Origin of the sequence: Chitinophaga sp. (genome assembly GCF_039596135.1) — a bacterium.
Lineage (GTDB): Bacteria > Bacteroidota > Bacteroidia > Chitinophagales > Chitinophagaceae > Chitinophaga.
In genome coordinates, this window is the sequence record NZ_JBCNKH010000038.1 from 15,963 (window position 1) to 29,659 (window position 13,697).

At 47.2% G+C, this 13,697-nt stretch carries 5 protein-coding genes; all 5 read left to right on the forward strand.

The window, feature by feature from the left end:
- Positions 1–4: 4 nt before the first annotated feature.
- The 5 genes from ABDW16_RS20375 to asnB are packed head-to-tail and all read left to right on the forward strand — an operon-like array spanning position 5 to position 13,696.
- On the forward strand, positions 5–7,810 hold the full coding sequence (locus tag ABDW16_RS20375; protein WP_343672288.1) for an amino acid adenylation domain-containing protein: 7,806 nt from the start codon (positions 5–7) through the stop codon (positions 7,808–7,810).
- Positions 7,807–9,429, forward strand: a complete 1,623-nt coding sequence (locus ABDW16_RS20380; RefSeq protein ID WP_343672289.1) for an MBL fold metallo-hydrolase — start codon at positions 7,807–7,809, stop codon at positions 9,427–9,429. Before ABDW16_RS20375 ends, ABDW16_RS20380 begins: the two co-directional genes overlap by 4 nt.
- Before the next feature lie 9 nt (positions 9,430–9,438).
- Positions 9,439–11,094, forward strand: a complete 1,656-nt coding sequence (locus ABDW16_RS20385) for a cyclic peptide export ABC transporter (protein ID WP_343672290.1) — start codon at positions 9,439–9,441, stop codon at positions 11,092–11,094.
- An 11-nt stretch (positions 11,095–11,105) separates the two neighbouring features.
- Positions 11,106–11,816: an alpha/beta fold hydrolase gene (locus tag ABDW16_RS20390; protein WP_343672292.1), complete on the forward strand. Its 711-nt coding sequence runs from the start codon at positions 11,106–11,108 to the stop codon at positions 11,814–11,816.
- An 11-nt stretch (positions 11,817–11,827) separates the two neighbouring features.
- Positions 11,828–13,696, forward strand: coding sequence for an asparagine synthase (glutamine-hydrolyzing) (asnB, locus tag ABDW16_RS20395; protein WP_343672293.1), 1,869 nt, complete (start codon positions 11,828–11,830; stop codon positions 13,694–13,696).
- Position 13,697: the final 1 nt, after the last annotated feature.

A 13,697-nucleotide genomic window follows, 5' to 3' on the forward strand; every position in this document is an offset into this window, starting at 1 on the left:
CACAATGGATACTATTGCTAATCTGATCAACCGGCTCCGGGATCACAATATAGACATCTCTCTTTCTGGCGCCGACCTCGAGATCAGCTTTGATGGCCACGAATTACCGCATACAATATTGGAGGAGATCAGGTACTACAAACCGGGTATTGTTGATTTCCTGAAAAATGCCGGTATGGGCAGGGAAATGGACATCCCCGTTGCCGCCCTGCAAAGTGATTACCCCCTGTCTTCCTCACAGAAAAGGATGTGGGTGCTCCATCAGCTGGACACGGAGAGTACTTTCTACAGCCTGCCGGAAATGCATGTGATGGAGGGCCCGCTTGATCCTGTAGCTTTGGATGAAGCTTTTAGGATCATGGTCAACAGGCATGAGATACTGAGAACCATATTCTGTGAAAATGAAGCTGGAGCCATCAGGCAGGTGGTGTTGAGTGGAGAGGGGGAAGGATTGGTATACGAAGACCTGCGGAATGAAAAAGAACAGGAGCAGTTGCTCAGGCATAAGACCCATGCCATTCTCAGAACTCCTTTCGATCTGAGTAGGGGGCCGCTGATCCGCGTCGCCCTTTTTCGCACAGAACAGTATAAATGGGTGCTGGCGTATGTGATGCATCACATCATTAGCGATGGCTGGTCTATGGGCATACTTGTGAAAGAGCTGCTGCTGCTGTACAATGCACGTATCAGGGGTATAAAAAGCCCATTGCAGCCTCTGAGTATCCAATATAAGGATTATGCAGTGTGGCAGGTGGAACAGTTGAGCGGATATCGCATGAATGCGCACCGACAGTACTGGCTACAAAAGTTTGCAGCAGGGCTGCAGGTATTGGACCTACCTGCAGATCGACCCCGTCCTGCTATAAAGACCTACCATGGAGCGGTAGTCGTTACACAGATCCGAAGCCAGCTGGCCCTTGCTGCAAAAGCCTTGTGGCGGCAACAGGGATGTACTGTGTTCATGGGGATGCTGGCTGTATTGAAGAGCATATTTTACCGCTATACTGGCCAGGAAGATATTATAGTGGGCACTCCGGTAGCTGGCAGGGACCATACCGCCCTGGAAAACCAGATCGGTTTTTATATCAATACACTTGCCCTGCGCACCTGTTTAAAGGGGAGTGATAGTATGGAAACGCTGCTCAATAAGGTAAAACGGGTTACGTTGGAAGCCTATGAGCACCAGGAATACCCTTTCGATGAACTGGTCAGTGAATTAGATCTGAAAAGAGATATAAGCCGTCATCCCCTGTTTGACGTAATGGTGGTGATGCAGAATGTGAGGTACGTGAGCAGCGCAGAGCAAGCCACATTACAGGATATTAAAGTAAGCAGGTTTGGCCGGGAAAATGAAAGGGTCAGCAAATTTGACCTGACGATGGATTTTATAGAAACGGATGGAGGCATCCGCATAGAGATGGAGTATAATACTGACCTCTATGAGCCCGCCACTATTGAATGCCTGGGAAAGCATATGGCAAACCTGCTGGAAGCAGCGGTGCAATCTCCCTCTACTCCTATACAGGAACTGGACTACCTGGACCTGGCAGAAAAGCAGCAATTGGATAGCTTTAATAGTACAGACAAACTTTACCCGCATCACAAAACTCTCGTGCAGCTATTTGAAGAACAGGTAAAAAGCCGACCTGAAGCGGTTGCCCTGACCTTTGAAGGGAAAGATACCAGTTTTGCAGCGCTCAATGCTATGGCCAACCGGCTAGCCCATTTCCTGAGAGAACAGTATGCTATCCAACCAGATGATCTCATTGCCGTAAAACTGGCAAGAGGCAGCGCCATGATCACTGCCTTACTGGGCATACTTAAATCGGGCGCCGCTTATATTCCTATTGATCCTGATTACCCACAGGAGCGTATCGATTATATCCTGCAGGATAGTGGCTGTAAAGTACTGATAGATGAACAGCTGCTGGCTGTTATACCCGAAACGGAAGAGGATGATCTCCCATTGGAAATAACAGCGCATCACCTGGCTTATGTAATTTATACTTCAGGCTCCACAGGAAGGCCCAAAGGCTGCCTGTTGGAACACACCAGTATCGTGAACAGGATCAGCTGGATGTGGGAACATTACCAGTTCAGCACCCGCGATGTTATTTTACAAAAAACGACCTATACCTTCGATGTATCCGTCTGGGAGATCTTTATGCCCCTGTGCTTTGGTGCAAGAATGGTGATCTGTCCAAAGGAAATAGCTGCGTCTCCGTCAGGGCTGTTGACATTGATCCGCGAGCAGCAGGTAAGCTGTCTGCATTTTGTGCCCGGCATACTTCAGGATTTTATGCATCATCTGTTTGCAGAAAATGATATTGCCGGGTCTTTAGATAGTCTTCGATGTGTATTTGCCAGCGGCGAAGCGCTTGCTGCCGGAACGGTGATGCAATGGTACGATCGTATGCAGGCACCGCTCTATAATTTATATGGACCTACGGAAGCTGCAGTGGACGTTACTCATTATACTACTTCTCTCCATGATAAAAGGATACCAATAGGAAAGCCTATCTGGAATACCCGCATGTTCGTACTGGACCCATTGGGAAACCCTGTACCTGTAGGTATTCCCGGGCAGATCTGTATAGGAGGCGCAGGACTGGCAAGAGGATACCTGCACCAGGAGGAGCTGACGAATAGCAAGTTTGTACCGGCCTCACTGCCAGGAGTGCAACGTATCTACAAGACTGGTGATCTGGGCCGATGGCTGAGGGATGGGAATATAGAATTCCTGGGCAGAATGGATGACCAGGTAAAAATCCGTGGGCTGAGGATAGAGTTGGGTGAAATAGAAAGCCTGCTGATGGAGATGGAAATACTGGATAATGCAATAGTGGCTGTGAGGAAACACCCGAATGGGGATCATTTCCTGGTGGCTTACCTGATAAGCAAGAAAATTCCTGATCTTGCTGAGATTCGGAACCAACTGGCAAAGCGCCTGCCTGCTTACATGATACCACAATATTATGTACAGCTGGATAAACTGCCATTAGGTGCCAGTGGTAAAGTAGACAGAAAGCAGCTGCCCGATCCCGATGCTTTTAAGGAAGACAGTTCTTCCGGGTATATAGCTCCTGGCACCAGCACCGAAATCGTGCTGGCCGGGCTTTGGACGCAGCTACTGGGAAGACAAACCATCGGGTTGCAGGATGATTTCTTTAACCTGGGTGGCCATAGCCTTAAGGCCATCCGCCTGGCAGGTCTGATCTACAAGACCTTTCAAGTGAAATTAAGCCTGAAGGACCTGCTTGAGCATACGACGCTGGAAGCGCAGGCATGCTTTATAGCAGCGGCCAGGAAAGAGGTATATAAGGAGATTACGCCTGTACCGGAGGCGCCGGATTATCCTTTGTCTTCTGCTCAGCAAAGATTATGGTTCTCCTGTCAGTTTGATACCAGTAACATTGCTTATAATATTCCTGCAGTTTATTTATTTGAAGGCCATCTTGACCAGGAGGCATTGCGCCTTTCCTGCACAAAGCTGCTGCAAAGGCATGAGAGCCTGCGTACTGCCTTCCGGAAGAATGAACAGGGGCAGGTACGCCAATATATACTTGGGGAGGATGAACCGGACTTTAATATCCGATATACTGATTTGCGGCAGCATGCTGAGCCTGATCATCCGGCAGCGGCACTGATAAGGGATGAATGCCTGCATCCATTTGATCTCACTATAGCTCCCTTGTTAAGGACATCTGTAATACAGCTCACGGATCAGAAATGGGTGCTCATTTTTGTCATTCATCATATCGTCAGTGATGGCTGGTCTATGCAGATACTCTTCTCTGAGCTGCTTGAAACTTATAAGGCGATACGGGCAGGCATTGCTTCCTCACCTGCTCCACTGAAGATCCAATACCGGGATTATGCTGCATGGCAGCAAATGCAGCTGGAGGATGAAACTAACCTCCGGCACAGGACTTACTGGTTAAAGCAGCTGGAAGGTGAGCTGCCCATCCTTGAGCTGCCGGGAGACCAATTGAGACCTCCTGTCAAAACCTATAACGCCGGTGCTGTTTCGGTAATGATCGATACAGTGCTGACGGCCCGTTTGAAGGCCCATACCACTGCGCAGGGAGCAACCCTGTTCATGGGGCTACTTACAGCTGTAAACGCCTTATTATACCGTTATACGCACCAGGAAGATATTATCATTGGCAGTCCTATAGCTGGTAGGGAGCATACAGACCTAACCGGTCAGATAGGCTTGTACCTGAATACGCTGGCGTTGAGAACAAGGTTCAGCGGAACAGACAATTTCCCTGAGCTGCTGGCAAGAACAAAGCAGGTGGCTATTGAAGCCTATGAGCACCAGATCTATCCTTTTGATGTACTGGTAGGTGAGCTTGCCATTCCCAGAGATCCCAGCCGGAATGCCCTGTTCGATGTGGTCATAGAATGGCAGCAGGCAGATATGCTGCAGGCGACAGGGCCCGATGACCTAAAAATATTTGAGTACAGGACAGGAAAAATAGAGCTGTGCAAATTTGACCTGTACTTTAAGTTCATAGAGCGTGGAGATGAAATAGAGCTTTTGCTGCATTACAACAGTGATATCTATTTTCCGGAAACTATCACCAGGATGGCCAGGCATCTGCAGGCGCTTTTGTCAGCCATGCTTATGCATCCTGAAAAGCCTGTCAAAGACCTTGATTATTTAAATGCCGAAGAAATTCAACAACTACTTGTGCAGTTTAATGCAACTGCTAAAGACTATCCTGAAGACAAGTCAGTAGTAGCGCTGTTCGAAGAGCAGGTATTACGTACGCCGGATCATACGGCGCTGGTCTTTGAAGATACCCGTCTGGATTACAGGACCCTTGATGAAAGGATCAACAGGGTGGCTAATTATCTGCTGAAACATTATCCCCTGGGCGCTGATAAACTGATAGCCATTTTAATGGACCCTTCCGCAGAAATGATCATTGCTACTTTTGCAGTGCTGAAAACAGGCAGTGCCTATGTGCCTGTTGATCCCGAGCTGCCTGCTTCCAGGATTGAATTCCTATTGAAGGATACTGGCGCAGCAGTATTGCTGACTACCACGGCTTTTTTGCCTGCACTTGAAAATTATACCGGGGCGATCATTTGCATGGACCAGGCAGCAGCAGTGGCGCAAAGTCCTGCCAGCGCTCCTGCCATACCCATCAACATGCAGGATCTTGCCTATGTAATTTATACATCGGGTTCTACGGGCCTCCCCAAGGGAGTGATGATCCGCCATGCTTCGCTGGTAGACTATTTCTACGGGATCACTGATCATACAAATCTGAAAGAGTGCCGTACCTTTGCGATGGCTTCCACACTCGCTGCTGACCTGGGGAATACGGTTATCTATACTTCTTTGCTCTTAGGCGGTACGCTGCTCCTCTTTCCCCGCTCAGTACTAATGGAACCGGAGAAGATGTTTGCGACCCCGATAGATTTCCTTAAGATCGTGCCTTCTCACTGGAAATCGTTGCAGACTACCGGTAAAACATATCTTCCTGAAAAATGTATGATCATGGGGGGAGAGCCACTGACCCCGGATATTGTAGCGATGATCAGAAAAAGTGGAAGCGCTTGCCGCCTGTTCAATCATTATGGTCCTACAGAGGTGACTATAGGCAAAGTGATCAATGACGTAGATATCAGCTCCGACAAAACAGTAACATTGGGCCGGCCTTTTTGCAGCATTGCCGTATATGTAGTGGATGAGCAGCAAAAGTTAACCCCACCCGGTGTGATCGGAGAGATCTGTATTGCGGGAAAAGGTCTTGCCAGAGGATATATCAACCGCCCTGACATGACTGCACAACGTTTTGTGCCCAATCCTTTCACGGAAAACGACCGGATGTACAGAACCGGCGATCTCGGAAGGTGGAATGCAGCAGGTACCCTCGAATTTTTTGGCAGGAAGGATGACCAGGTAAAGATCAGAGGATATCGTATAGAGCTGGGAGAGATCGAAAAGGCCCTGAGAGATCATCCTGATATTGACGCCTCCTTTGTAAAGGTCAGCACAGCGGAGAATAATGAAAAAGAATTGATAGCTTATATCGTAAGCAGGCAACCGTTGTCCTTCTCCCGCTTACGGGATCACCTGTCTGCAATATTGCCGGCTTATATGCTGCCCACTTATTTCGTGTTCCTGGACAAACTGCCGCTGACGCCCAATGGGAAAGTGGACAGGAAAAAATTGCCTGATCCAGGTCTGCCTGATATGCCGGATGGAGCTGTATATGTAGCACCCCGCAATGATATAGAGCATCGGCTTGTCAGGATATGGGAAGCCCTGCTGAATAGAACAAACATTGGTGTGCAGGACGATTATTTCATGCTGGGGGGCAATTCTCTGAAAGTGATCAGTATCATCAAAAGGATGCAGGATGAAACAGGTGTAACCGTACCTGTCAAAGTATTCTTTAAAGAAAAGACGGTCGAGGGGGTTGCCGCTTATATAGCCACGGCATCTCTATCGGCGTCACCTGAGCAGGTGCTTAAAAAGGAGGCTCCCCTGTCATGGACCTCCTACAACCAGCTTAGCTTCCTTACAGGCTGGAAACTGGCCAGTCCCCTGGTCATAACGCCTTACGAATTTGATAGCCTGGACCTGGATGCTTTCAGATTGGCCGTACAACAGCTGGTGAGCAGGCATGACATTCTGAGGACCCGTTTTGTAAAAACCGCAGATGGGCAGATCATGCAGGAAGTACAGCCAGTAGCAGCGTTCCAGGTAAATATATCTGCTCCTGTTTTCATCTCAGACCAGGAACAGCTTGATGAGCTGATCGAAATGACACATGAGCGCCAGCTTGATCCCTTTTCTTCCCCGTTGATCCTGATAGATGTTTACAGCCTGTACAACGGCAAATATCTTGTACTGTTGACCATGCATCATGCTCTCACAGATGGGCATTCGGATGGCATCATCCGGTCAGAGCTGATGGCATGCTATATCGCTGCCTTACAACAAAGTTCCCCCGATTTACCACCCCTGGCTTTTCAGTATAGCGACTTTGTGAACTGGCAAAGAGATTTCCTCTTATCCCGGGAAGGCCTGCAGCATAAAGAATACTGGATGGACCGGTTGAAAGGTTTTATGCATGGCGCCAATATCTTCGGCAATCATAAATCTTTAAATGATACAAAGGGAAAATCCTTCTGCATCAGTGGCCTGATCGAGGGTACTACGCTGAAAGCGCTGGACAAGGTAGCCATCACCACCGGTATTACAAGGGCAGCCTTTTTAATGGGCGCCTGGGTGCTCCTGCTAAAGCAGTTGGGCTGCCCTGATGAGGTTTCGCTGCTGGTCACTGTTTCTGGGCGTAATTCCCCGCATTATGGAGCACTGGACCTGAGTGGTCTGATCGGTTATTTTGCAAATGCCCTCATCGTAAGTAATAGAGTGGACGATACCCAATCCTTTACTGAGCACTGTCAACAGGTACAGCAGGGGTTCCTGGATGACCTCCTCCACAGCGCCTATCCCATAGAAAAACTGCTGGAAGACAACCCGGAGGTTTCACCAGTTGCCTTCATGAATGAAATTCCTTTTTTCAATTATCATAATTATGATCATCTCAGCAATCATCATTACAATTTAACGGAAGTAGAAAGGAACGGTATTGTTTCCCGGAAGCAATGGTTGCAGATGCCTTTAGGGCTCGCAGTAAAGGAATACCAGAATTGCCTGAAACCGGAATTTTTCTTTGACCACCGGCGTTTCGATCTTTCAGCTGTCAACGACATTTATACACGTTATCTCAATATTTTACACTTAGCCTGTACAAACCCTAATATTAAAATTCCTTTTTTATGAATGAGCGAAAATGGTATTTAAAACCAAATGTAGTAATCGAACCATTGATCGAAAGATGGTATGCATGGTCTCATCTTATATCTCCAGCCACAGCAGCCATGAATGTGGTAGGCAGGCATCTGAAGATCATGAACTCCTACATACAGTCTCCCCAGATCCATGCTGCCGCTGTATTGAACCCTAAAATGCTGGGCGGGCCTTTTATGGACTACAAGGAGAATAGAGTGGAAGACGTTAAAAAGCTTAAAAATGAGACCCTCATAAAACAAGCTCGTTCTGTAGAGCTGGCGCAGGCTATTCAGGACCTTGACAAGATGCTGAAAAGCCAGGCAAAGGGTTACGCACTGGAAGCGTTGTATGAAAAAGTGCCCGATATTCTGAAAGGATATGTAGAGCTTACTTATGACCTGAACAATAACCCGTCCTTTCGGATATTCGAAAGCCTTTTATATAACAGTGAATTTTACGATCCTTCCCTGCAAAGTATTGCTTTATGGGTTACTGATAATGACGAGCGCCCCTTTTGCCTGAGCACGGCCAGGCTGGATGAACCGCATGTGCTGCACCTGAATATTCCGTTTGACCATGAAGGTATAGATATGCTTTGCAGAATGAAGCGGACGCCGGGATCTATCAGTGAGATCGCAGCCATGCTGCATGTCCAGGAAAGCGATCTACCGCTGTTCGAGACCTTCTTCACTGAGCAGGAACATCCTGCTTACAGGAAATACGAAGGAGAGTTTATAAGAATGCGGTATTTTGGGCATGCCTGCATCCTGGTAGAAACAAAGGACCTTTCCATACTCGTAGATCCTCTCATCAGCTATTATGGCTATGAGTCCAGTGTAACGCATTACTCTGATATTGATCTTCCGGATGTGATCGATTATGTGCTTATCACTCATAACCACCAGGACCATATTCTTTTTGAGACCTTGCTACCGCTTCGCCATAAGGTACGCAATATCATTGTGCCCAGAACCACCAGTGGGGCACTGCAAGACCCTAACCTCAAGCTGACCTTCAATCATGCAGGGTTTAAGAATGTGATAGAAATAGATGATATGGAAAAGATCAGGTTCAAGAACTGTGTAATAACCGGCCTGCCCTTTACAGGAGAGCACAGCGACCTGAATGTAAATGCAAAGACCTGTTTTCATGTAGCTATCGATAAATTCACGCTGCTGTTCATGGCCGATTCCAGGATAGTGGAGGCCCGCCTTTATGAACATGTGAAACGGATTACGGGGGATGTGGATGTTATCTTCCTTGGCATGGAGTGTGATGGCGCACCACTTACATGGCTATACGGGCCTTTGCTCACGGAAGAGATGCCCAGGGATAAGGACCAGTCGAGGAGACTTTCCGGCTCTGATTACCAACGGGGCATTCACCTCGTTGATATTTTTCATCCAAAGGAAGTATATGTATATGCAATGGGGCAGGAGCCATGGTTGGAATTTATCAGTACGGTCCGATATACAGAAGCATCTAATCCCATCATACAGTCAAATAAACTGGTGAATGATTGTATCAGTCGTGGCCTGATCGCAGAAAGGCTGTATGGCGAGAAGGAGCTCTTGTACTCATATGCACAGATAGTGGAAAAAATATCTTAAACCAATTGCATGCGGCGATTATTAAAAGCGGTTATGCCGTTGCTGGGAATAGGCGGCCTTATAAAATTTATAGTTCTTGGAATGCTCTCCGGTGTGTCCAGTTTCCTGCTTTTACATTTTATCAATAAAGCGATCGGCTTAATTTTGCAAGACCGGTTTGGGTCCAGGCGACTGGAATATGCCCTTATTTTTGCAGGGATCATTCTGTTGTTCATCATCGCCAGAAGGATGCTGTCATTGGGTATTATATATCTATCACAGTCATTATTCTGGAATATCCGAAAGCAGATACTTAGTACAGTACTGGGTGCTGGTTATGCGCAGATGAAGGAAAAGAAAATGGAAATCCAGGCCGCTATAGTTGCGGATGTGAATGTGCTGACCAATGTTTCCCTGACCCTCATCGGTTTTTTCACATCTTCCATTCTCGTAGCAGGTACGCTTATCTACCTTGCCTGTATCTCGCTTGTGCTGTTTGCAGCTACCCTGGTGGTAGCTATAACTGGTGCACTTATATATCATTTCGGGTCGAAGAAGATCAACCGCCGTTTTCAGCAGGCGCGCAAGCTGGAACGCAATTTCCTGGGAAGCATGAATGCGATCCTGGATGGGTTCAGGGAGATCTATATGGAGCCCCGGAAGGGCAAAGCCATCTATGATGAAAAGATCCGTTCCATTTCCAGGGAAGGCTTTAAGAACAGCGTAGAAGGGCTGACTATGTTCCTGAACAACCAGGTTACCGGACAGGTACTTTTCTATATGCTCATTTCCTCCATTTTATTACTCTTGGGAGTAGTCATCCATATCAAAATGGAGGATACTGTCAGTTTTGTACTGACACTGCTCTACCTGTTAGGCGCCCTCGAAACGATCCTGACCTCCCTGCCGGGTATTATGCGGGCCACAATCTCTTCAGACCGTCTGCTGGACCTTACCATCAGTTTGGAAGGGAATAATATACGTAATCGTCTTCCGCGGGAATATATAAGCAGGGCGGAGTTTGATAATATAATCGTCAGTAACCTGTCATTTCAGTATACCTCGATAGAACAGGGATTTAGTATAGGCCCCGTTGACCTGGAGATCAGAAAAGGGGATACCATTTTTATCTATGGAGGAAATGGCAGCGGGAAAACCACCTTTCTATATACGCTGACAGGACTGAATGTACACACTGGCGGTGAGATAAAGGTGAATGGAAAACCCGTGACACCAGCGCTTTATCCGGAATACAAAACACTCTTCTCTGTGATCTTCAGTGATTTTTATCTCTTTAAGGAGCTATTCGGGATCAGCAACCTGGATATCGGCAAATGGGAGCATTATCTGCATTTGTTTGAGCTGGAAGGAAAAGTGACGCTGGAAGGCAAAAGCCTGTCTACCACCGATCTTTCTATGGGGCAGCGCAAAAGGTTGGCGCTAATAGTAAGCCTGCTGGAGGAGAAACCTGTGTTGATACTTGATGAATGGGCTGCCGACCAGGACCCCTATTTTAGAAAAAAATTCTATACTGCAATCATTCCTGCCCTGAAACAGGAAGGGTTTACTATCATCGCTATTACCCACGACGATAAATACTACCATTGTGCGGACAAGCTGTTTAAAATGGAAGATGGCAGACTTACTGAGCAACCCATTGATACTTACACAACCAATTTTTATTAAGCACCAATTAAATGGATAAACCACAATTGTTTTTGTTCCACTTTGCGGGTGGCAACCGTTATTCTTTCCAGTTCATCGCTCCCTTGTTAACAGATTTTGAGGTGATTCCCCTTGAGCTGCCAGGCAGAGGGCGTAGAATGGATGAATCGCTGCTGACCAGGTTTGAAGCCGCAGCAAAAGATATCTATCACCAGGTATCCCAGAGGGTAAACGGTAACAACGTTGTACTCTATGGGCATAGTCTGGGGGCTTATATAGCATTTAAGATCTGCGGACTGCTGGAAAATGACGGCATATTTCCCACCAGTTTGGTGGTAAGCGGTAATCCGGGGCCGGGGGCCAAAGAAATGAAGAACAGGCATTTGATGGAACAGGAGGAATTTATCAAAGAGCTAAAGATGCTGGGTGGCGTGCCAGAGGAATTCCTGAATGAGCCGGAGCTGTTTTCCCTGTTTGAGCCAATTCTCAGAGCAGATTTTGAGCTGGCGGAAAAGAATGGGCTGGAGAATGAGGCCCCGGTGAAAGCGCCCCTGTTTGCTATGATGGGAGAGCAGGAAGAAGGAATAGAAAAGATAGCCAACTGGGGAAGATTCAGCAGTTCCCGCTTTGATCATGAGCTGCTTGAGGGAGATCACTTTTTTATCTATAAGCATCCTCAGCGTATTGCAGACATTATTCGGTATTGCTATCAAAAGGCAAAGCCTATACAACAGGAAATTTAATACCCCTCCATATGTGCGGCATAGTAGGAATTTTTGATAAGACAAGACAGCGGCTGGTCAATCGCCAGTACCTTGAGAAAATGACATCCTGCCTTCTTCACAGAGGCCCGGATGACGAAGGATACGTTATCCATAACAGTACAGGATTGGGCTTCCGGCGGCTATCCATCATTGATCTCTCCGGGGGCCGTCAACCCATGTACAATGAAGATGGCACATTGGCACTCGTTTGCAATGGAGAGATTTACAACTATAAGGAGCTTAGGAGAGAGATGATACAGAAAGGGCATCGCTTTGCATCAGATTGTGATGTGGAAGTGATTCTGCATCTGTATGAGGAAGAAGGCACTGGTTTTATAAAACGGCTGAACGGGCAGTTTGCCTTTGCCATATTTGATATGAAAAAGGATTGCCTGATAACTGCACGCGACCAGGTAGGTATAGCGCCCCTATTCTATACTACGGTGAATGACTATTTCCTCTTTTCTTCCGAGATCAAGGCGCTCCTTCAATATCCTGGTATAAGGAAGGAAGTGAACCTGACCTGCCTGGACCAGATACTCTCTTTCCCCGGTTATGTAAGCCCGGCCACTATGTTTAAGGATATTCATAGTTTGAAGCCCGGCCATTACCTGTATGTGGACAGGCATGGAATGAGCTGCCACGAATATTGGGATATTAAGTTTACAGCCCGGGAAGATCAGCTCAACCTGCATTCCGAGCAATATTATGTGGACCAGCTGGAGGAACTGTTATTGCAGGCTGTAAAATACCGCCTGCATGCCGATGTACCTGTAGGTTTCTATTTGAGCGGTGGCCTCGATTCTTCACTCATTGCTGCCATGATCCACCGCTTAAAGGGTGGCAATATGCATTCTTTCTCCGTTGCATTTGAGGAGCATGAGATCAGTGAAAGGATCTACCAGCAGCAGGTATGCGCTCATTTGGGGCAGGAGGCTTTTCACCATGAGGTCATGTTCACGCCGGATGATATAGCCGAAAGGTTGCGGCAGGCGATCTATTTTGCTGAATGCCCTTTAAAGGAGTCTTACAACACCTGCAGCCTTGCCCTCTCAGCAGCGGTGAATAAGAAAGGGCTTAAAGTGATCCTCACCGGCGAAGGGGCCGATGAGCTTTTTGCAGGATATGTAGGTTATCGCTTTGATCGTATCCGTACTTCCGATGACTTTGCTGGTGCAGAGATGGTGCTGGAAGAAGAGCTGCGAGAGAAGATGTGGGGCGACCGGGGATTACTCTATGAAAAGAATTACCACGCCTTCCGGGATATTAAGCGGGCTGTATTTGCTGACCGTGTGAATCAGCAGTATGAGCACTTTGATTGTTTTACGGATACCATTGTGAACAAAGCCCGGATTTCGGGATGGGACCTCCTGCAGAAACGATCTTACCTGGACTTCAAGCTCAGGCTGGCTGATCACCTGATCTCCGATCATGGGGATCGTGTTGCGTATGCTAACTCTGTAGAAGCAAGGTATCCATTTTTAGATATCAATGTCATTGAGTTTGCCGCATCTTTGCCTTCCCACCTTAAACTAAATGGACTGGTAGAGAAATACCTGTTAAAGAAATGCGCAGCAAAATATCTACCGGCCAGTATTGTAAACCGGGAAAAATTTGGTTTTGTGGCACCAGGGTGCCACTACCTGATGAAGAAGAACATAGAGTGGGTCAATGACCTGCTCTCGGCAAGCACGATAAAACGGCAGGGCTATTTCAACGTGGAAACAGTGGAAAGGCTCAAGAAAACTTATATGCAGGATGGCTTCCGTTTACACCAGGTATTTGAGACCGATTTTCTGATGATTATTCTCACCTTCGGTCTGTTACAGGAGATATTTGATCTGCCAGCTTATTCCTGAC

Excerpts from the sequence above, each read along its gene's own strand:
- ABDW16_RS20375 (WP_343672288.1), top strand. The coding sequence starts at position 5 with ATGGATACTATTGCTAATCTGATCAACCGGCTCCGGGATCACAATATA.
- ABDW16_RS20385 (WP_343672290.1), top strand. The coding sequence starts at position 9,439 with ATGCGGCGATTATTAAAAGCGGTTATGCCGTTGCTGGGAATAGGCGGC.
- ABDW16_RS20380 (WP_343672289.1), top strand. The coding sequence starts at position 7,807 with ATGAATGAGCGAAAATGGTATTTAAAACCAAATGTAGTAATCGAACCA.
- ABDW16_RS20390 (WP_343672292.1), top strand. The coding sequence starts at position 11,106 with ATGGATAAACCACAATTGTTTTTGTTCCACTTTGCGGGTGGCAACCGT.
- asnB (WP_343672293.1), top strand. The coding sequence starts at position 11,828 with ATGTGCGGCATAGTAGGAATTTTTGATAAGACAAGACAGCGGCTGGTC.